We start from the raw sequence: 22,010 nt of genomic DNA, 5'->3' as shown, positions 1-22,010 counted from the left end.
CAGACATTGTATGGTCTATTCATTTTCGCTATTCCCGTCACCCTGAAACAGATCTCCTATAATTCCTCCGTCTTCATCTGTATCTCCTGTGGGTTCAGGATCTTCATAAATCTCCGGTTCTTCTTCCACAGGTTCAGGAATGGTAATATTAATTGCTTTTACTTTGAATTTTGTAAACTGATTTCCGATTGCTTTTATTCCTTTTACGGCAATAAATTCATCGATGTTTATTGTTTCAGCTTCACGTTCTTTGCCTTTATCTTTCGCGAAAATAATTTCTGCAGTTACGTCATTGGCAACGATTACATTTTCAATAAATGATTTCGGGTGCTCAGACGGCATGAAGGTCTGTACGTTTACCGTATTTTCCAGTAAAAATCTCTTGATGAAGTAAATGTCTTTTTCTCCATCATAATAAATACAGGTAATAGGCTGTGCAGGTCTCCATTTTTCCAAAACCAGATATTCATCATCAAAACGGTTACCCAAATCAAAAGAAACAAGCTTTACTTCACCGTTTGTATTGATAGTCAGAATTTTGTCATCCCCTTTAAAACTTCCAAGTAATGTTCCTCTTACATCAGCGTTCAGTCTTCTTATCGTATCATCAAACCAGATTTTTCTAGGTGCCAGAGTAGAAACTCCTTCTTCCTTCATATCCACTTTCTTTACCGCATATTTTGTCACCAGGTTTCCTTTGGAATCACGTCCTTTGATGGCAAGTTCGGAGAAATTGATCTCCATTTTGTTCTTTCTGATTCTAGGATTTGGCTTTAACAATACTGTTACTGTTTCTGCTTCACCATTAGGATTTGCCGAAAAATACAGTGTTTCGGAACCTTTTTTATCTGAAGCTAACGGATAATCTGTATTTCTTGTCACTCCGGTTACCGAGAAACGTTTCATATAATATGGTCCTTCTCTTCCCTCCCGGTAGATCATATTATACACTGTTCTTTTATCATTTTTCTTCCAGATGGCAACGTGCAGGATATCTTTTCCAACAAACGTTTTCGCCTCTACTTTTACCACTTTCATGCTTCCGTCTTTTCTGAAAATAATGATATCATCAATGTCAGAGCAATCGAACAGATACTGGTCTTTCCTCAGGGATGTTCCGATAAAGCCTTCTTCAAAATTGGCATAGAACTTTTCATTAGCCACCGCTACTTTTGTAGCATCAATGGTATCAAAAATTCTAAGCTCTGTCTTTCTCTGTTTCTCTTTACCGTACTTTTTCTGAATATTTAAATAATAATCGATGGCATAAGCGATCAGGTTGGCCAGGTGGTATTTCACCTGTTCTATTTTACCTTCAAGTGATGCAATATTTTCTTTAAATTTATCTAAATCGAATCTTGAAATTCTCTTGATTCTGATTTCAGTCAGTTTTAAGATATCCTCTTCGGTAACCGCTCTTAAAAGATGTTTGGTATGTGGTTTTAATCCTGCATCAATTGTTTTTAATACATCTTCCCAGGTTTTCACCTCTTCAATATCGTGATAGATTCTATTTTCAATAAAAATTCTTTCCAGTGAAGAGAAATGCCAGCTTTCCTGAAGTTCGTGAAGTTCAATTTCAAGTTCCTTCTTCAATAATGACACCGTATGGTCCGTATTCATTTTCAGGATATCGGAAACATTCATGAACATAGGTTTGTCACCTACAATCACACAGGCATTCGGAGAGATTGTCACCTGACAGTCCGTGAATGCATACAGGGCATCAATTGTTTTATCCGGTGAAACATCATTATGGATATGAATCAGGATTTCTACTTTATCTGAAGTATTATCCTCAATCTTTTTAATTTTGATTTTCCCTTTCTCATTGGCCTTTAAGATAGAATCAATAAGGTCAGTTGTCGTTTTCGAGTAAGGAAGTTCGGAAATCACCAATGTATGTTTATCCGTTTGGGTAATTTTGGCTCTGGCTCTTACTTTTCCTCCTCTGTGCCCATCATTATATTCTGAAACATCCAGATAACCGGCTGTTAAAAAGTCCGGATACAGCTCAAATCTCTTTCCTTTCAGATAAGCTACTGATGCGTTGATAAGCTCATTGAAGTTATGCGGAAGTATTTTTGTGGAAAGCCCTACTCCAATACCTTCTACTCCCTGTGCAAGAAGCAAGGGAAATTTTACCGGCAGGTCTACAGGTTCATTATTTCTTCCGTCGTAAGATTTGGTCCATTCTGTAGTTTTAGGATTAAAGACTACTTCCAGCGCAAAAGGAGTCAGCCTTGCTTCAATATATCTTGCCGCAGCCGCAGAGTCTCCTGTATAAATATTCCCCCAGTTTCCCTGAGTATCTATCAGCAGTTCTTTCTGCCCTACCTGCACCATGGCATCTGTAATGGAAGCATCTCCGTGTGGGTGGTATTTCATGGTATTTCCCACGATGTTCGCCACTTTATTGTAACGGCCGTCTTCCAGTTCCCGCATAGAGTGCATAATTCTTCGCTGAACGGGTTTTAAACCGTCATACACCGAAGGGATAGCTCTGTCCAAAATTACATAGGAAGCATAATCCAGAAACCAGTCTTTATACAGACCGGAAACCTTCTTTAAACTTTCACCCTCATGCGAATATTCTTCTGTCGTCATCTGTTTTTTTGTCTTTATTCTCTTTATTAGCTTTTACTACTTTGTTTAAAGAGAGTTTTAAATCGTTTACTTCTTTTCTGTTCAAATAAGAGATCTGATATTTCAGTATAGTAGATCCATTATTCTTACTTGAAACGGTGATGTATAATCTTTTGATAAATAAAATACTGACTACATCATATTTTATCAGCTTATATTTTGGAAATTCATCATGAAGAGGCTTGTTTAAAAAAGGAATAATATTCCTGTTTTTAAAGTTCAGGGCTTCTCCATCGCTGTCATATTCAAAAATCTGCCGTCCACAAATATAAAAGATAATCAGCATCATAATAGGAACAATAATCAGTAAATAACTTTCATCATCCAGCGCATTAAACCTATATTTATTAGCTATAAATACAATTACTCCAAGTACCATTATCATAAGAAGAAGGGTGCTTAAAAAGTTATAAACTGATGCTTTATTACGGTTACTTAGTCTCATTTGATTTTTTTGTTGTAAGTTTCCTAATCTCTTACTTCAAAATGTGTTTTTTTTTGCCCTTCTGCATTGTTCTCAAGGAGAGTTTTAATATTTAATTTTTCTGATTTTCTACTTCATCCAGAATTTCTTTTTTAGCGATATCAGTATCATCTTCCACAACAAGGTTTTCAAGAATGAAAGCTTGTCTGTCCGGAGTGTTTTTTCCCATATAAAACTCCAGAAGCTGTTCAATGGTTTGGTCTTTCCCTAATACCACAGGTTCCAATCTGATATCCTGACCTATAAAATTCTTGAATTCATCCGGAGAAATTTCTCCTAATCCCTTAAATCGTGTGATTTCAGGATTTTTCCCAAGATCATTTAATGCTTTTACTCTTTCAACTTCTGAATAACAATATCTTGTTTCTTTCTTATTTCTTACCCTGAATAAAGGAGTCTGAAGAATATAAAGGTGTCCGTTTTTAATCAGATCCGGGAAGAACTGCAGGAAGAAAGTAATCATCAGCAAACGAATGTGCATCCCATCAACATCGGCATCGGTTGCAATAATCACCTGATTGTATCTCAGGTCTTCCAGACTTTCTTCAATATTTAAAGCAGCCTGAAGAAGGTTAAATTCTTCATTTTCGTATACCACCTTCTTGGTAAGGCCATAGCAGTTCAATGGTTTACCTTTCAGTGAGAATACAGCCTGCGTTTCCACATCTCTGGATTTTGTGATAGATCCTGATGCAGAATCTCCCTCGGTAATGAAGATCTGAGTATCACCTTTTCTTTCGGCTTTCTGATCGTTATAATGCTGTCTGCAGTCACGAAGTTTTTTGTTGTGAAGAGAAACTTTCTTAGCTCTTTCTCTAGCCAGTTTCTGAATTCCGGAAAGTTCTTTTCTTTCTCTCTCAGAAATCAATATTTTTCTTTGGATGGCTTCCGCAATTTCCGGGTTCTTATGTAAGAAGTTATCCAGTTTACTTTTTAGAAAATCAATGATAAATGTTCTTACGGTAGGTCCGTTCGGCCCCATATCATTAGATCCTAATTTTGTTTTGGTCTGGGATTCAAAAACAGGTTCTTCTACATTGATGGAGATAGCGGCAATGATAGACTTTCTGATATCAGAAGCTTCAAAACTTTTATTAAAAAACTCACGGATTGTCTTCACATAAGCTTCACGGAATGCATTAAGGTGGGTACCGCCCTGCGTGGTATTCTGTCCGTTTACGAATGAGAAATAGGTTTCCATCTGAGATTTGTCAGTATGGGTGATTGCCACTTCAATATCATCATCTTTTAAATGAACAATAGGATAAAGGGTTTCACTTTCCAGTTCTTCTTCAAGGAGATCTTTAAGACCATTTTCAGAGAAATAGGTCTCTCCGTTGAAAAGAATTTTAAGCCCTGGATTCAGGTATGCATAATTTCGGAGCATTCTTTCGATATACTCTTTTCTGTATTTGAAATGCAGGAATATATCACCATCCGGAATGAAAGAAATTTCAGTACCGTTTCTGTCTGAAGTCTCTTTTTCTTCAAAGTTCTCTTTGATAAGTCCCTGGGAGAACTCTGCGGCTTTCATTTTCCCGTCACGGAAAGAACGTACTCTGAAATACTCAGAGAGCGCATTTACCGCTTTGGTACCTACCCCATTTAATCCTACAGATTTTTTAAATGCTTTACTGTCGTATTTACCTCCGGTATTCATTTTGGAAACAGCATCTACTACTTTTCCCAATGGGATTCCACGTCCAAAGTCACGAATTGTAACTTTTCCGTCATCCACTTTTATTTCGATTCTTTTACCTGATCTCATCCTGAACTCATCAATGGAGTTATCCAGGATTTCTTTAAGCAGAATATAAATACCGTCATCCGCGGAAGATCCGTCACCAAGCTTCCCAATGTACATGCCGGGACGCAGACGGATATGTTCCTGCCAATCGAGGGTTCTAATATTATCTTCTGAATAGGTTGGATTTATTTCTTGTGACATATATGATTTCAGCAAACATACAAAAGTACAAAATTGTATAAAATTATCCGAATTTTTCAGTTTGTTTTTTAAAGATTTCCCCAAAAAAATTGCAGTATTATCAATCAAATTATATAATTTTCACAATTATTTTACTAAATGTGAAAAAAATTATAATCTCTTGTTTATTTTTCTTCATTTTACTGGCTGTTTCATTATGTAATGCTCAAATTCCCGGGATGGTACATTATAATGAAGGAGACGGTCTCAACAGCTCATATACCTATGGATTGAATCAGGATGAAAATGGATTCATCTACCTGGGAAGCGACACCGGCTTTTTCAGGTTTGACGGAGCAGAATTTAAGCAGTTCGGAAGTAAAAACGGGCTCAAGAACATTGAGATCCTGGACTGTTTTCCAATTCCGGACAACGAAATGTTTATTATTTCTTTCCTGAATGATTTTGCATATCTGAAGAAAGGCAAAATCATCAACTCAGACCGCAATCCGGAGTTGAAAAAAATAAAGTTTACTTATACTACACTCAGCCATATCAACGGAAATACGGTCTATCTGTATGAGGGAGACAATCCCAAAAACATATTAGTTTACAAGAACGAAAAAATCACGACAATACCCATTTTTATCCATCAGAATGCTTCGGATAATTATTTTACTTTCGGATTGAATATGGCAAACGGAAACCTTTATATTTCTGATAGATATAAAAAGAAGAATCTCGAAGTCTATAATGTTTTCACCCGAAAAAAAACAGTCTGCAATATTTCTATCGAAAAAAATACAATGGTAACAAGGAAGGGAGATTTTTTTATTTTAAAAAACGGAAGAAAGATTGATATATACAGAGTTTATCATCAGTTCCATTTCAAAAAAATTGCTTCCTATACAGCTCCCGAAAACATACACCGTCTGGCCATTGATAAAAACTCCCGGATCTGGGCCTGTCTTGAAAATGGTGGTGTTTTATATTTCAAAAATCCTTTCATGGAAACAGAAGGCTTATCAAATCCTATCCGATTGATGGATGGCTACATTATCCATGATGTACTGACAGATAAAGATAACAATCTTTGGTTTTCTACCAGAAACAATGGCCTTTTCTTTATTTCGGACCTGTTTTTCAGAAATTATATTCATTTTCCTGTGAAGAACAATTCATCTCATATCACGGCTATTGCAAAAAACGGAAACAGTATCTATCTCGGTTATAATGAAGCCAAAGGCGGTATTTATCATAACGGAGTCATCACGGACCTTCATTTGGGAGAAAGCTCTCAAATGGAGAACAAAGCCATTTTGTCTGATGGAAATACAATCATCTTCGGACTTTCCAGAAATCCGGTCCGGTATAATACAGTAACAGGAGAAAAACAGGTCCTGAAGGAAAATGTCATTAAAAACATGGTTCCCTATACTTTGGGATCTGCACTTTTCTGTACTCTGGAAGGTCTTATTGCCTATAATCACCATAAAGGATCCTACGAAAAGCTGATGATGGGCAGCCGGATTTATACCGCATTACCTTATACCCGGGACAGCATCTTTGCCGGAACATTTAAAGACCTCTATAAGCTGAATACCGCTACAAAAAAGAAAAGGCTGTTTCTGGAGGGGTATTATTTTACAGACATTAAAAAGCTCAGTGATAATCTGTATGCAGGTGCAACCAATCTTAACGGAATTATTTTGTTTAATAATTTCAGAGTGATCAAAAAAATCATGGAAAGCGATGGTCTTCCGACAAGACAGATCAAAAAAATAGAAATAGAGAATGAAAAGGTTTTCTGGGCAAGTACCAATTACGGTCTCAGCAGAATTGAATTTAAGGATAAAAAATTAAAAATCAATAATTTCACCCATACAGATGGTCTTCCCTCAAATGTTGTTGCAGGATGTATTATTTCCGGAGATACCGTTTATGCAGGTACATCAAAAGGTCTGGGTATTCTCTCTATTAAAAACCTTTTGAGCCAGCAGAAATCTGTTCATAAAAAAGTAATCATTAATTCTGTAAAGATCGGGAATAATCTCTTTTATGATCCTGGCCAGCCACTGGAAGGCAAGACTCCGGATAACAGCCTGACTTTTAATGTAAGTTTTCCGGATTTTGCTTCACAAGGGCAAATCAGCTACCAGTATAAAGTTGAAGGACTAAGTGAAGACTGGCAAACCGGCAGTTCCCCGAATATTACTTTCAACTCTATTCCACCAGGGGATTATACTTTTAAAGTTTTCGGATTGGGTTACAACGGGAGAAAGTCGTATGTCTCTACTGATCTTCATTTTGAAATCAAACCTGCATTCTGGCAAACGTGGTGGTTTAAACTGCTTCTTGTCTTCATTGGAGCTGCTGCATTATCTATGCTGATCACATTTTATTTTCAGAAAAAGAGAAATAAAAAACTGGAGACTTTATATTATGAAAAGAAAATTGCAGAACTGGAACTTCAGGCCATTAAAGCACAGATCAACCCGCATTTTATTTATAACTGTCTCAATTCCATTCATTTTTTACTGTATAAAAAAGATTATTATGAAGCGGAGAACTACCTTAATACCTTTTCTGTAATGATCCGGAAAACGCTTCATTATTCCGAAAAAACCTTCATGCCCATAAAAGAAGAAGCAGAATACCTGTCTTTATACCTGAATATGGAAAAACTGCGCCTGAAAGATCTTTTTGATTATAAAATTACCGTTTCTGAAAATGTAAATGAAAGCTGGACTGTTCCTTCACTCCTCATTCAGCCTTTTGTAGAAAATGCCATAAAACACGGTATAGCGAATCTTCAGGACAGAAAAGGAAACATTGAAGTGTTGTTTCAATATACAGGAACAGCTCTCTGTGTGATTATTGAAGACAACGGTGTGGGCATTGGAAAGAAGCTTCATTCTAATGCAAATTCTTTTGGAGTAAAATTATCTGAAAAGAGAATTGAAACATTCAGACAGCTTTTTGATACTAATATCATATTAGAAATAACCGATCTTCAGGAGAAAGAGAAAAGACCGGGAACTCAAATCACACTTTATATTACACCTTATGAAAACCAAAATACAGGCATACATCATTGATGACGAGCAGGATGGAAGAGATTATATCTCCCTGCTGCTGGAGAATGAATTTCCAGAAATAGAGAACACCCACCAGGCCGCCAGTGTAGAGGAAGCCTATATTTATCTTTCCAAAAACTCACCAGACATTCTTTTTCTGGATGTTCAGCTGAAGGATGGAACTGCATTTGATCTTCTTTCAAAGTTCAGAGAAGTTGATTCAAAGATTATTTTCATTACAGCTTTTGAAAATTTTGCGATTCAGGCCATTAAAAACGGAGCTGCCGATTACCTTTTGAAACCCATCAAAAAAATGGAGTTCATCATTGCCGTGAATAAAGTACTGGAAAGCATCAGAAAAAGTAAAAATACAGTAAATCTTCAAAATAATAAGATCAGCCTTCCAACACTGCAGGGATTTAAACTCACAGATATCAGTGAAATTATTCGCTGTGAGGCAGATTCCAGCTATACCACATTTTATTTCACAGATAAGAGCAAGATCATTGTTTCCAAAACACTCCACGAGTTTGAAGAACAGCTTTCAAAATATAGTTTTTTCAGGATCCATCATAAACATCTGATCAATCTGTCTCATCTTAAAGAATACATCAAAGGAAAAGGCGGCCAGGTAGTGATGGCAGATCATTCTGTACTGGATGTTTCTGTCCGCAAAAAAAATGATTTCCTTCACCGGATAGGATATCTTGATTAAAAAATAACTCAAGGCCCATCGAAAACTAAAATTACTATTCAACTACAATTAAATACAACTTACTGACACTTACTAGGATAACAAATACACTTATCAACCGGTATTACCGAACGCCTTAATATCATAATACCTTTACCAGAAGTCAATACACAAAATTTAATTCTAAAGTTTTTTGTTGATTTTTGATCTATAAAATCAATGCTGTATTATGATAAAAGCTTACATTTTTACCATCTGCATTTTTCTGGGCGGTCTGTTTTTCAAAGCACAGGCACCCTGCTCAGATTTTAATTCATCTACCTTGCCTGCCGGAAACTGGGTTCATGCTCCTTATCCTAATGGCAATGTAACCGTTTCAAGCGGCACTCCCAATGCTCTGGATGGTTCTCAGTTTCTAAAACTAATTGATGACTCCGGAGGTTCAAGACTTGTCAATACCGTAGATTTTAAAAATCTGGGGCAGCGGTTTCCGGGGCAATGTTTATTTTTTGATTTCTATCTTGAAAATGATGGAACTTTTAATGGGTCTCCGCCCATACATCCAGCCATTCACATTATGTCCGGCAGCAAAATAATCACGTTTGTTGCCAATATCACCGTAACTGAAGGAAGCGGATGGGTACGGGTACGGGCTCCCATTGCCAATTGCAGCGGCTCTGTTCTGCCTTCCAATTCTGAAGGAACCTGGACAATGGATCCCAGCAGCGGTACAACCTGCACAGACTTCAACAACATCATCAATAATTCAACTGCTGTAATGCTTACTCCCGATTATACATCAAATCCCTCTGAAATAGTATGGTATGACAACATCTGTGTAAAACCATGTGCTGACTGTGACCCGAATTTCAAACTTGAAACCTCATTCAGTTCTACAAGCAATACTGCAACAGCCAAGGTATTTTTAGACAGCTATAATCCTCCTAACAATTATTCTGTAAACTGGGGAGATGGAACACCGCTTACTGATCATATGACTTCACACACTTATAATACCCCCGGTTCATACACGGTATGTGTCATTCAATCTGATAGCAAAGGTTTAAAAAAATGCAGCACCTGCATTACATTTTGTTATTCAAGAAAAGTAATTTTAAAAGAAACTGACAACACAGGTCTCCGCAGTGAACATCCTGATCTGGAAGCCATTTCGAAAGAGGAGCTTCAGGCGGCCAGAAAAAGAGATATTTCTTTGGTTCCGAATCCTGCCAAAAATTATGTGGATGTACAGACATCTCTTTCAAAGAAGGAAAAAGCAGCCGTAAGAATTATTGACAGCTCAGGAAAAACAGTATTAGAAAAGTCTGAAAATCTCAATAGTGGAAACCAAAACATCAGATTGAATACTGAAAAGCTGATCCAGGGAACTTATATTGTTGAACTCACATCTGAAGGAAAAACCGGTTCACAAAAACTAATAATCTCCAAATAAATAGCCAAGAAAACAATAACCAAAATACGGTCTCAAAAGTCAAACAATTTAACTTTTGAGACTGTCTCTTTATCCCTCAATCATTTGTAAGGGGTAAATATTTATCTTTTTTCTAATTGTTCTATCATATTTTTCAGCATAGCAGGTACAATCAGCTTATGAAAAGGGCGAACAGGAAGAAAATATAATACACCCAGCCAGTTATGAAACTTTACTGTAGTTGATATGGTAAGTGATTTTTCGTCAAGATGCTCTTTATCTTCATCAAATAAAAGTGAAACTCTGAAATCCAGATGTTTATCATCTTCCCCAATAACAATTTCATTATTTGTTTTATCAAACACTTTAAAAATACCCATGCGCTCTCCCACTTCACATTTAAAATCCCTTTTCTGCTGACTTTCTGTTTCATATCCGGTCTTCAGCCCCAATAATCTTACTGCTTTATTTCTGAAAGCAAACATTTTCTTTCCCCATTCAGGTCCGCTTGTAAAGAATATTTTTCCGATTTCTGAAATATCAATATTCCGGCTTCCATGGGTCAATTCTCCTTCAAAACTATCACTATAATCAAAATCTTTTTCCCCTTGGGATAAAACTGATTTTTCAGGAAACTCTGTCTTCTTAATCTTCATTGTCATTGTTTTTAATAGCTGTGTGCCTAACAAATGTAGGTATCTTTCTGTAAATTAAAAAGAGAAAAACCAAACATATGTTTAAAATCATATTTATTCATAAACTTTATCATTTAAACCATTAAACAGTTCAACATCAGCCTTAAACCTCTCTCTATTTAATTTTTATTTTTATAAATGGAGTCTGTTTTAAATATTTCATTAAATTCGATCAACAAAACTGTTTTTATGATACAACTTCCTTTATCAAAACTTTCCAATGTAGGAACTACTATTTTCAGTCAGATGACTCAGCTTGCCAACGAAAATGAAGCGATCAATCTTTCTCAGGGATTTCCGGATTTCATGCCTGATCCTGAGTTATTGAATCATGTAGATCACTTTATTAAAAAAGGCTTTAACCAGTATGCTCCGCTGGGAGGAATGATTGGACTGAAGGAAGAAATTGCCAGAAAAATTGAGAACAGCCATCATGCAATTTATCATCCTGACTCCGAAATAACAATTACAGCAGGCGGAACACAGGCTATTTTCACAGCCATTGCTTCTTTTATCAAAAAGGATGATGAAGTGATTATTTTTGAACCGGCCTATGATTGTTATGAACCTACTGTAGAACTTTTCGGAGGTATTGTAAAACGTTTTGAAATGAAAGCTCCGGATTATAAAATCGACTGGGCTGCCGTAAAAAATCTTGTCAGTGACAAAACCAGAATGATTATTCTCAATAATCCCAACAACCCATCCGGAAAAATCCTGACAGAAAATGATATACAAGAGCTTATTAAGCTGGTAAAAGGGACTTCCATTTTTATTTTAAGTGATGAAGTGTATGAAAATATTGTTTTTGACGGAAAACAGCATTTAAGCATTTGTAAATATCCGGAATTGAAAGAAAGGAGTCTTCTTGTTGCTTCTTTCGGGAAACTTTTTCACGTTACCGGATGGAAAGTAGGCTACTGCGCTGCTCCCAAAATCTTAACGGATGAATTCAGAAAAGTACACCAGTTCAACGTTTTCTGTGTGAATACTCCTATCCAGCTTGCACTGGGTGAGTACATGAAACATGATGAACATTATACCCAACTGAATCAGTTTTTCCAGGAGAAAAGAGATTTTCTGAGAAAAGGTCTTGCAGGAACATCTTTTGAACTGCTGGATTGTGAAGGAACTTATTTTCAGGCAGTAAAGTATGATAAGATTTCGGATAAAAACGATTTTGATTTTGCATCTGAGCTTACCATTAATCATAAGGTTGCCAGTGTTCCTTTCTCTTCATTTTATAAGAATAAACTGAATGAAAATGTGATAAGATTATGTTTTGCCAAGAAGCAGGAAACTCTGGAAAGGGCAATTGAGAATTTATCAAGAGTATCATCATAGTTTTTGTGTGCTTTTGTGGGAGCTTAGAGACAAAGATCTTTACTCCAATTGCCATTGCGAGCAAAGCAACCTCATTGAAATTTATGGATTTAGTATTGAAAACGCTAAGACGCAAAGGAACTTTAAAAGTAAACGTTTTAAGGCGCAATGATTTTATCTCCGATAAAATTGTACTGTTCTAAAAATGAGGTAGATATTTCAAGGTCATTTCAGATGACGAGTTTATATTTTTCTTTAATAAATGACTTATTGTTCATGATTTTCATATATTTATAAAATAACTAATCCATTAAATATCAAAATCATGAAAAAGGGAATCATCTCACAAGGAAAAAAATTAAACAAAAAAGAATTAAGTACAATCAATGGAGGTTTAGGTAACGTAAGATGTACCAATTCTTCTGGGTACTGTGTATACATCGGGCCTGGATGCAGAGAGCTTAAATGCCAGCTACCTGAACCCCTTGAAGCTGTTGAGTAATAATACTCCAAAAAAATGACAAATAATAATTCGGCCGGCTCAAATGAGCCGGCCGAATTATTATAAAGATGATTCTTCAAATGTTATAAAAACATTCCTCCTGAAACTTCAATTCTTTGTCCATTGATCCATCTTGCATCTTCCGTACACAGAAATGCCACTACACCGCCGATATCATCAGGAAGTCCTACTCTTCCTAAGGCCGTAGCACCCGCCACTACAGCGTTGATCTCTTCATTATCTCTTACTCTTCCTCCTCCGAAATCTGTTTCAATAGCTCCAGGAGCCACAACATTAGCTTTGATTTTTCTTGATCCTAATTCTTTGGCCATATATTTTGTGAGCATTTCTACCCCAGCTTTTATAGATCCATAAATAGAAGATCCCGGAGTTGCAAATCTTGCCAATCCTGAAGATATATTGATAATTCCTCCCCCATCATTCATGAATGGCAAAAATTTTTGAGTCAGGAAAAACACTCCTTTGAAATGAATGTCTACAACATCATCCAGCTGTTCTTCCGTTACTTCCGTAATGGGTGAATATAAAGCTGTTCCTGCGTTATTGATCAGGTAATCAATACGAGTACTTCCTGTATTTTCCTGCAGATGATCCGTAACTTCTTTTACAAAGGCATCAAAACTTTTAATGTCTTTTGTATCCAGCGGGAAAGCAGCAGCATTTCGTCCCATTGATTTTATTTCATTCACAACAGCTTCAGCCTCTTCCTTATTACTTCTGTAGGTAATAATAACGTCTAATCCTTTTTGAGCGATCTTTAGAGCTGAGTTCTTGCCCAATCCACGGCTTCCTCCGGTTACCAGTGCGATATTTGTTTTTGTGTTCATTGTATTTTGATTATTTTGATGGTACAAAGTTGGGACATTTTCAGACTGAAGTGTTTGCTTGAATCAATCTGAAATTTGCAAAATTCAAATCAGGAACGAAATTCTAACGGGGTAAAGGAAGTTTTCCTTTTAAAAAAATTAGAAAAGTGGGCAATTTCTTCGAACCCCAGAGCATAGGATATCTCTGAGACGTTCCATTTGGTCTGTTTTAAGAGTATTTTTGCTTCCTGAGTGATTCGGTCAGAGATAAATTCTGTAGTCGTTTTTCCGGTGCTTTCTTTTAATCTTTTGTTTAAATAATTGACATGAACCGCCAGTCGGTCTGCATAATCTTTCGCGGTCTTCAGCTGCAGTCTCTGGTCCCAGGATTCAATAGGGAATTGTCTTTCTAACAGCTCTATAAACAGAGAAACCACTCTCATAGATGCATCATTTGATGCGGATATTTTGGTAGCCGGCTGCAATTTCTGTCCATAATGAATCAGTTCCAGAACATAGTTTCTGATCAGGTCATATTTAAAAACATAATCTGAATCTATCTCTTTTTTAATTTTTTTAAAGAGGCCTTCTATCTCTTCTGCAAGCTCATCGTCAATTTCAAATACAGGTACTCCTCCAGGTTGAAAAATAGGGAGATCTTCGAGATTATAATAGGATTTATCTTTAATGAAAAAGTCTTCTGTAAATACACAGAAACTCCCCGACTGATCAGCATCTTCAGGTATCCAATGGTACGGAACTTTTGGAGTGGCGAATAATAAGGCGTTCTGTTTTATTGATATTACTTTGTCAGCATATTCTGCCCTGTTTCGCCCTCGTATAAAACTTATTTTATAGTATTTCCTTCTGTTATAAGGCATTTCGGAAGTAGTCTTTGCTCTTTCGAGTGTCTGGGCAATATCAAAAACATTAAAGTGTCCGATATCTTTATGAAGTCCTTTTGGAAAAATACTTTCGAGATCTTTACCTAATTTGGCGGCCATCTCTTTATAAAAATCTTCCAGTGAGGTATTTGCTACTTTTTCCATGGCAGATGATTTGTAAAATTCAAATATACGAACTTATGAAACAGCCTGTTTCAAATTGATTACATTTTCAAAATAAAACATCTTATTCATATATTGAAAAACTCTGCAGACTTATTGATTTAATGTAAAATCAATAACCAATATTAAAATATTTCATTAAAAAATTATTCTTTTTTTCTAAACACAGTGATATACTTCATTTATTTTTCTTACATTCGCTAGCACTAACTCACTAAAAATCAAAACTAATGAAAAATCAAAATTTAACTAACGGAAAAAAATTGAACAAAAAACAATTAAGAGTAATTACCGGAGGAAAAGAAATGTGTCTTCTTCCAGATCTGACTTGTAAGAAATTTTCTTTTGCCTGTGCAGAATTACAATGCCAGCCTGGTATCGAAATTTAATAACCAGCACAACGAAAAAGCTGAATAAAAGCTTTTATCATTATAAAAAGTCGCTTCCCAGCAAGGGAGTGACTTTTTTAATTTTATTTCCGCATCTATTAGATAACAATACCTCCAATATTCTTTAGAATCCATTTACCTTCTACATATTCTGCTGCATAATCATTTGTAAAACTGCTGCCTGATTCATAGATATAAAATACATTTGGATCCTGATCATTGGTTTGAATTTTGGAAATATCTTCCTCAATGACATCGGTTATTCTGGTATAATAGGTTTGATTGTTTTTTTCTTCAGGTATAAATAATACTCTGATTTCAGGATTGATCTGGTGGAAGTAATCACAATCATTCTTATAAATATGGAATGTATAATGTAATTTTTTCATATTTGTCATTCCATAATTTGGCAGCAACAATTCATAGAGCTGGGTAAATTTATTCTTTTCAGATGCAAACATAGGATTCATATCATCAAAATCTTTGATTCCGTCACCATCTGTATCCTTACTATCAGGGTTTAAACCAAAACTTTTTTCAAAAATATCATTGTAACCATCGTTATCTGAATCTTTCATCAGGTCTTTTAAATTTATTTTAAATAATTTTCCATCTTCCATCGCTGAATAATCATCATAACCCGGAAGTCCCACTATCTTTATGATTTTCACAAGACTTCCTTCAAATTGAAGAAACCCGTCTTTGATGATGGGCATTTCCAGCATTTCATTTATATAATAATGGCTAAAGCTCAATCCTATAAAATAAGCCTTAGGTATATTATTTTCAATTTTCAGCAGCCAGAATCCCATGCTATTTCGTCCTAAAGCGTACAGAATATTTCCTGCCTGCTGCTGAGAATAATATAAAAACTGATCTGAAAATTTATCCCTTACTATTTTAAATTCTTTGTCCTGTCTATTAAATATATTTTCAGACTCTTCAGAACTGATATTGGCATGACTTACTATACTGTCTTCCTTAAAACTCCTGTATTCTTTAAGATTTATAATTTCAAGATAATCAGGTTTCTCGTTCAATATCTGTTGAATGGTATAAGGCTTCTGCTCTTTATAATCTTCAAATACCTGATCTCTGTGATTGACAAAGCACTTTTTTTCTATGGATTGGGAGCAGGAGAAAAATAAGATAGGAATAGCGAAATAAAAGATTCTCATAGTAAAAGTTTAGCTCATGAATGCAAAAAACGCTCCCAAATACATGGAAGCGTTTTTTATTATAAACGAACTTTAATATTTTCTTATACATTGAATCTAAAGTGCATGATGTCTCCATCCTGTACTATATATTCTTTACCTTCTACAGAAAGTTTTCCGGCTTCTTTAATCTTTACTTCAGAACCGTAATGGATATAATCATTATACTTGATTACTTCTGCACGGATAAATCCTTTTTCAAAGTCTGTATGGATTACTCCTGCAGCCTGTGGAGCGGTCCATCCCTGTCCAATAGTCCAGGCTCTTACTTCTTTCACTCCGGCTGTAAAATAAGTCTGAAGTTTCAAAAGATCATAAGCTTTTCTGATCAAACGGTTAACTCCCGGCTCAGTAAGACCCAACTCATCAAGGAAGATTTCTCTTTCTTCAAAAGTTTCAAGCTCATTGATATCAGCCTCGATCTGTGCTGCCAATACTACTACTTCAGCACCTTCACCTTTAGCCATTTCTTCAATCTTAGCAATCCAATCATTTCCGTTTTTGATAGAATTTTCATCTACGTTACAAACGTAAAGTACAGGCTTATTGGTTAGCAACTGAACTTCTCCGATAATTGATTTTGCAAAATCATCAGTCGCAAATTCTCTTGCATTTTTACCATCCTCAAGGAATTTCTGTAGGTTCTGAAGCGTTTCATAAGTAAGGATATCTTCTTTCTTTCCTGACTTGATGAATTTCTTAGCTTTTTCAACTGTTTTTCCTACTGTTTCAAGGTCTTTCAGCTGAAGCTCTATATCAATAATTTCTTTATCTCTTAAAGGATCTACTGAACCTTCAACGTGGATGATATTTCCGTTATCAAAACATCTTAAAACGTGAATGATTGCTTCACACTCGCGGATATTAGCCAAGAACTGGTTCCCCAATCCTTCTCCTTTGCTGGCTCCTTTTACAAGACCTGCAATATCAACAATCTCAACTACCGCTGGTAAAACTCTCTCAGGTTTTACGATTTTCTCCAGTTCAAAAAGTCTCTGATCCGGTACAGAAACCGTCCCAAGGTTCGGCTCAATAGTACAGAAAGGATAATTTGCTGATTGAGCTTTTGCATTACTCAAACAGTTAAAAAGAGTTGATTTACCTACATTCGGCAGGCCTACGATTCCACATTTCATATTGTAAAATTCAAAGTTTAAGGTTTAGGGCAACCCAAGGTTTCTCCAACTTTAAACATTGAACTCTGAACCTTGAATTACGAGTGTGCAAAGATAGTGATTTTTGAGGGAGTTTCATAATAAAAAAATCTGTCAATATTCTGACAGATTTCCTAAAGGTTCGGATTCACCGGCTGTTTTATGGATTATTTCCCGTAGCATTCTGAGCCAGCGGGACATCATTCGGTGCTTCCTGTAAAGTTTTATCTAAAGTAAATAAAGATTCATCGGTAGCTCTGTCACCACCAGCGATTTTTAATTTATCAATTAAGTTTTGAGCTAATGTTTCTTCTTCAATCTGTTCCTGTACAAACCACTGCATAAAATTCCAGGTTGCCCAGTCTTTTTCTTCCATGGAAAGATCTACAATTCTGTAAATAGCGGTTGTATTGTCAACTTCATGTTTAAAAACGCCATCAAAACAAGCTGTAAGAGATTTCGGATCTGCAGGAGGAGCAGGAATAGCGTTTACTTTTGGTTTTCCACCTCTGTTTAAAATGTATTCCATGAATTTGATTGAGTGATTTCGTTCTTCCTGGGCATGACGGTAAAGAAAGTTGGCAATTCCCTGATAGCCTTTATCATCGGCCCAAATTCCATAAGATAAAAAAACGTGTGATGCATGAATCTCCTTATTCATCTGGTCACTAAGTGCTTTTTCCATATTGGTGGAAAGTCTTTTAGTATTCATAATGTTATATTTTGGTGATTATGGGATGAATCATGCAAAAATGATTCCGATGCAATTTATATTTTAAATATAATTATTTATTTACATTTTTATTTAATTGAAAATCATTATTTTAAATTAATAATTTATAGTTATTCTAAAATAAAAACCAGTTCTACTTGAGAACTGGTTTTTAAATTTATAATTGAGATTGCTTCCTCTTACGGTTCGTAATGACTAATAGTAGATAGAAATTTTCAAATTAACTTTTTTGCCTTTTATCAAAAAATACTATTTAATTTTTCTGGCGATATAATCACTTTCATTTCCTAATCTGTCAATGGCTTTTATAGCAACTGCACTCAGCTTTTTACCGTCTTTAAATTTAGGAATGTCTTTTGAAAGGGTATCTAACGTCAAAATTTCCGTTTGCCATACTCCATTGTATTGTGTAAAAAGAACCCACTGAAAAACATCAGCAGCATTTTTCGTACTCCAGCTTGTCTGTGCGAAGCTTCCGTTGTCTGCAATAAACAATGTAGGAGTTTGCAATGGGACAGCTTTTATCCATGGCGATTTTGGTACTAATGCTTTTTCACTGTACGGTCCGCTTTTCAAAGCAGGCAGCATATTTGGATTTTTCGTAAGCCCGGCAATACTCCAGTGAATTTCTCCGGCATCATTTTTCAGAATATTTCGGGAAATTGCAATCTGATTTTTGATTTCCGTGGGACGGTCTGATACTTTGATCTCAACAGTATTTAATCCCGGCCATAAGTGACGGTTCATAGTATTTTCAGACTGCCACCAGCTTAACAGGGCTTCAAAACTCTGTCCTTTGGAGTCGATGGGCCAGTAAAGTTGTGGTGAAAAATAATCTACCCAACCTTTATTTAGCCATAATTTAGCATCTGCATACAGCTCGTCATACTGTGAAGATCCCACAACTCCTGCAGGATATCCAGGTTTCCATATTCCGAACGGGCTGATCCCGAATCTTACATTATTTTTTTCTGCATGAATTTCTTTGTAAATACGTTCTACAAATTTATTCACATTATCTCTTCTCCAATCTGCTCTGGATAAGGTACCGCCACTGCTTACATAAGCGTTCCATGTTGCATTATCAGGAAAATCTGCACCTCTGTTATAGGTGGCATAAGGATAGAAATAATCATCAAAGTGAACGGCATCAATATCGTATCTTTTTACAATATCTTTCACCACATTGGATACGTGCCCTTGTGTTTTTGGATTAGCAGGATCAAACCAGTACATCCCGTTTTTTAATCTTAAAACAATATCGGACAGTTTATTGGCCATTGACAGACTATTCACGGCACCACCATTGGCATGGTGTGCACGATAAGGATTTAACCAGACATGCAGTTCCAAGCCTCTTTTATGAGCTTCTTCTATCCAAAACTGAAGTGGGTCATAGTTCGGAGAAGGTGCCTTTCCTGTTTCGCCGGTCAGAAAGTAAGACCAGGGTTCAATATTACTTGTATAGAGGGCATCTGCAGAAGGTCTGATCTGAAAAATAGCAGCATTGAAATTGTTATCTTTCAACATATCAAGCATACTGATTGCTTCTGCTTTTTGCTGTTCCACCGTAAGATCATTTCTTGACGGCCAGTTGATATTGGCTACACTCGCGATCCATGCTCCACGGAATTCTCTTTTGATTTCCGGAAGATTGGTTCTGAAATTTTCTTCAGTTGGAGTTGTTGTCCCTGTAGTTGGTTTTGTTATTACAACAGGCGCTTTTGGTGGGGCTGTATTGTTAGTGGGTTTTGTTGGATTCTTCGTGGAAGGTGTTTTTACAACATTGTTCTGTACGGAACATGAGGTGTAAGATGCAAAAACGCCCAATAAAACGATAAGTTTTAATTTATTCATTCTCATAGTCACAACACTACTTTAAAATTTATTTTTTATTTGTCAGAGATTATTATGCCAAAATAAGCATTTTAATGGGTTTATATAGAAAAAGCCTCGAAAATCGAGGCTTTGATTTTATGTATAAGATTTTTATTATGCTTTTGCAGATCTTTCTACTCTTTTTCTTTCTTCTTCAGAAAGTAATTTCTTTCTCATTCTGATAAAGTTTGGAGTTACCTCAATTGCTTCATCAGCCTGGATGTATTCCATACATTCTTCAAGAGAGAATAATATTTTTGGTGCAACACCTGTATCTTTATCTTTTCCAGAAGCTCTCATGTTATTCAACTGTTTTGCTTCAACGATGTTTACTACCAAATCACCTGGCTTATTTTGCTCACCGATAACCATACCTGCATAGATCTCCTCACCTGGATCAACATAGAACTTACCTCTATCCTGTAATTTAGCGATAGAATATTCTGTAGCTGGACCTTGAGTTTTGCTGATCAATACACCATTACTTCTTCCAGGAATAGCTCCTTTGAAAGGCTTATATTCTGTGAAACGGTGTGCCATAATAGCTTCACCTGCAGTAGCTGTCAACATTTGAGAACGCAATCCGATCAAACCTCTTGAAGGAATTTCGAATTCCATGTGCTGCATTTCACCTTTAGTTTCCATAATGTGAAGGTCTCCTTTTCTCTGAGTTGCCAAGTCGATAACTCTTGAAGCATATTCTTCAGGAACGTCAACAACCAAAGATTCATAAGGCTCACATTTTTCTCCGTCGATTTCTCTCAAGATAACCTGTGGCTGACCAATTGTCATTTCGTAACCTTCTCTTCTCATTGTTTCAATTAAAACTGACAAGTGAAGAATACCTCTACCAAAAACCAAGAAAGTGTTTGCATCATCCGTCTGCTGAACTCTTAATGCTAAGTTTTTCTCTAATTCTTTGTATAATCTTTCTTTAAGGTGATTTGAAGTAACATATTTACCGTCTTTACCGAAGAAAGGTGAATTGTTGATAGAGAACGTCATGTTCAACGTAGGCTCATCAATTGCAGTTCTTTCCAATGGTTCAGGATTTTCAAGATCTACGAAAGAGTCTCCAATCTGGAAAGCATCAAAACCTACTACAGCACAGATATCTCCTGCTTGTACTTCAGTTACTTTTTTCTTCCCTAATCCTTCGAAAACGTATAGTTCTTTTACTTTTCCTTTTACAATTTTTCCATCTGCCTGAGCAAGACCGATCCATTGAGATTCTTTAAGTTCACCTCTTGTTACTTTTCCAATTGCAATTCTTCCTAAGAAAGAAGAGAAATCTAATGAAGTAATCTGCATCTGAAGGCTTCCTTCCGTTACTTTCGGTTCAGGAACATATTGTAAAATACCATCTAATAATGGCATAATATCTTCAGTTTGCTCTAAAGAAGTGTTGAACCAACCTTGTTTTGAAGATCCATAGAATGTAGGGAAATCCAATTGCTCTTCTGTAGCTTCAAGATTGAAGAATAAGTCAAATACCTTATCGTGAACTTCGTCAGGACGGCAGTTTGGTTTATCTACTTTATTGATTACCACTAATGGTCTCAATCCTAGTTCCAATGCTTTCTGTAGTACGAATCTTGTTTGTGGCATTGGTCCTTCGAACGCATCTACCAACAAAATAACTCCATCAGCCATTTTCAATACTCTTTCTACTTCTCCACCAAAATCGGCGTGACCAGGAGTATCAATTACGTTAATTTTTGTGTCTTTATAAGTAACAGAAATATTCTTGGATAAGATTGTGATCCCTCTTTCTCTTTCAAGATCGTTGTTATCCATAATTAACTCCCCACTCTCCTGATTTTCTCTGAAAATGTTGGTAGCGTGAATGATCTTGTCAACCAAAGTCGTCTTCCCGTGGTCAACGTGTGCGATAATCGCAATATTTCTAATGTTTTGCATAAAAGATTTTTACGGGTGCAAAAGTAGTGATTTTTAATGAAAAAA

17 protein-coding genes are annotated in these 22,010 nt (G+C 36.0%); 6 read left to right on the top strand and 11 right to left on the bottom strand.

Going from position 1 to position 22,010, the window contains the following annotated elements:
* Window positions 1-15: 15 nt before the first annotated feature.
* The 3 genes from ACPF63_RS07435 to ACPF63_RS07425 all read right to left on the bottom strand — a co-directional run bounded on the left by ACPF63_RS07435 (window position 16) and on the right by ACPF63_RS07425 (window position 5,078).
* On the bottom strand, window positions 16-2,607 hold the full coding sequence (locus ACPF63_RS07435) for a DNA gyrase/topoisomerase IV subunit A (protein ID WP_426482565.1): 2,592 nt from the start codon (window positions 2,605-2,607) through the stop codon (window positions 16-18).
* Window positions 2,582-3,091 carry a hypothetical protein gene (locus ACPF63_RS07430; RefSeq protein ID WP_077416746.1) on the bottom strand — a complete coding sequence of 170 codons (510 nt, stop codon included), beginning with the start codon at window positions 3,089-3,091 and terminating at the stop codon, window positions 2,582-2,584. The genes ACPF63_RS07435 and ACPF63_RS07430 overlap by 26 nt, the downstream gene beginning before the upstream one ends.
* Before the next feature lie 91 nt (window positions 3,092-3,182).
* Complete coding sequence (locus ACPF63_RS07425; RefSeq protein ID WP_426482564.1) at window positions 3,183-5,078, bottom strand: DNA topoisomerase IV subunit B; 1,896 nt, start codon at window positions 5,076-5,078, stop codon at window positions 3,183-3,185.
* A gap of 218 nt (window positions 5,079-5,296) precedes the next feature.
* On the opposite strand from ACPF63_RS07425, the gene ACPF63_RS07420 reads away from it, so the two are divergent.
* The 3 genes from ACPF63_RS07420 (at window position 5,297) to ACPF63_RS07410 (ending at window position 10,281) form a co-directional block, all read left to right on the top strand.
* On the top strand, window positions 5,297-8,155 hold the full coding sequence (locus tag ACPF63_RS07420; RefSeq protein WP_426482563.1) for a histidine kinase: 2,859 nt from the start codon (window positions 5,297-5,299) through the stop codon (window positions 8,153-8,155).
* Window positions 8,124-8,849, top strand: coding sequence for a LytR/AlgR family response regulator transcription factor (locus tag ACPF63_RS07415; protein ID WP_426482562.1), 726 nt, complete (start codon window positions 8,124-8,126; stop codon window positions 8,847-8,849). Before ACPF63_RS07420 ends, ACPF63_RS07415 begins: the two co-directional genes overlap by 32 nt.
* A gap of 208 nt (window positions 8,850-9,057) precedes the next feature.
* On the top strand, window positions 9,058-10,281 hold the full coding sequence (locus tag ACPF63_RS07410) for a T9SS type A sorting domain-containing protein (RefSeq protein ID WP_426482561.1): 1,224 nt from the start codon (window positions 9,058-9,060) through the stop codon (window positions 10,279-10,281).
* Between the two features lie 101 nt (window positions 10,282-10,382).
* Here ACPF63_RS07410 and ACPF63_RS07405 read toward each other — a convergent pair whose 3' ends face one another.
* Entirely contained in the window at window positions 10,383-10,916 is a 534-nt protein-coding gene (locus tag ACPF63_RS07405; protein WP_426482560.1) for a DUF2867 domain-containing protein, read from the bottom strand.
* 228 nt (window positions 10,917-11,144) lie between these two features.
* On the opposite strand from ACPF63_RS07405, the gene ACPF63_RS07400 reads away from it, so the two are divergent.
* Window positions 11,145-12,299, top strand: a complete 1,155-nt coding sequence (locus tag ACPF63_RS07400) for a methionine aminotransferase (RefSeq protein WP_426482559.1) — start codon at window positions 11,145-11,147, stop codon at window positions 12,297-12,299.
* Window positions 12,300-12,603: 304 nt separating this feature from the next.
* Window positions 12,604-12,780 (top strand): bacteriocin, encoded by a 177-nt coding sequence (locus ACPF63_RS07395; protein ID WP_077416734.1) that lies wholly within the window; start codon window positions 12,604-12,606, stop codon window positions 12,778-12,780.
* Window positions 12,781-12,863: 83 nt separating this feature from the next.
* Here ACPF63_RS07395 and ACPF63_RS07390 read toward each other — a convergent pair whose 3' ends face one another.
* Both ACPF63_RS07390 and ACPF63_RS07385 read right to left on the bottom strand, forming a co-directional pair.
* The gene (locus ACPF63_RS07390) at window positions 12,864-13,628 is read right to left on the bottom strand and encodes an SDR family NAD(P)-dependent oxidoreductase (protein WP_426482558.1); all 765 of its coding nucleotides are present in this window, start codon (window positions 13,626-13,628) and stop codon (window positions 12,864-12,866) included.
* An 89-nt stretch (window positions 13,629-13,717) separates the two neighbouring features.
* Window positions 13,718-14,656 carry a helix-turn-helix domain-containing protein gene (locus ACPF63_RS07385; protein ID WP_426482557.1) on the bottom strand — a complete coding sequence of 313 codons (939 nt, stop codon included), beginning with the start codon at window positions 14,654-14,656 and terminating at the stop codon, window positions 13,718-13,720.
* Window positions 14,657-14,904: 248 nt separating this feature from the next.
* On the opposite strand from ACPF63_RS07385, the gene ACPF63_RS07380 reads away from it, so the two are divergent.
* Window positions 14,905-15,063: a hypothetical protein gene (locus ACPF63_RS07380; protein ID WP_175627246.1), complete on the top strand. Its 159-nt coding sequence runs from the start codon at window positions 14,905-14,907 to the stop codon at window positions 15,061-15,063.
* 98 nt (window positions 15,064-15,161) lie between these two features.
* Here the strand turns inward: ACPF63_RS07380 and ACPF63_RS07375 are convergent, their stop codons facing one another.
* The 5 genes from ACPF63_RS07375 to typA form a co-directional block, all read right to left on the bottom strand.
* Window positions 15,162-16,241, bottom strand: a complete 1,080-nt coding sequence (locus ACPF63_RS07375; RefSeq protein WP_426482556.1) for a hypothetical protein — start codon at window positions 16,239-16,241, stop codon at window positions 15,162-15,164.
* A gap of 83 nt (window positions 16,242-16,324) precedes the next feature.
* Entirely contained in the window at window positions 16,325-17,416 is a 1,092-nt protein-coding gene (gene ychF / locus ACPF63_RS07370; RefSeq protein WP_426482555.1) for a redox-regulated ATPase YchF, read from the bottom strand.
* Between the two features lie 178 nt (window positions 17,417-17,594).
* Window positions 17,595-18,146, bottom strand: a complete 552-nt coding sequence (locus tag ACPF63_RS07365) for a ferritin (RefSeq protein ID WP_426482554.1) — start codon at window positions 18,144-18,146, stop codon at window positions 17,595-17,597.
* A gap of 270 nt (window positions 18,147-18,416) precedes the next feature.
* Window positions 18,417-20,030 carry a glycoside hydrolase family 10 protein gene (locus tag ACPF63_RS07360; protein WP_426482553.1) on the bottom strand — a complete coding sequence of 538 codons (1,614 nt, stop codon included), beginning with the start codon at window positions 20,028-20,030 and terminating at the stop codon, window positions 18,417-18,419.
* 129 nt (window positions 20,031-20,159) lie between these two features.
* Complete coding sequence (gene typA, locus ACPF63_RS07355) at window positions 20,160-21,965, bottom strand: translational GTPase TypA (protein WP_077416721.1); 1,806 nt, start codon at window positions 21,963-21,965, stop codon at window positions 20,160-20,162.
* Window positions 21,966-22,010: the final 45 nt, after the last annotated feature.

It is taken from the genome of Chryseobacterium sp. R2ACT005, assembly GCF_049949215.1.
Classification (GTDB): domain Bacteria; phylum Bacteroidota; class Bacteroidia; order Flavobacteriales; family Weeksellaceae; genus Chryseobacterium.
The sequence above is the reverse complement of the archived record's forward strand: the minus strand, read 5'-3'. Positions and strand labels throughout refer to the sequence as shown.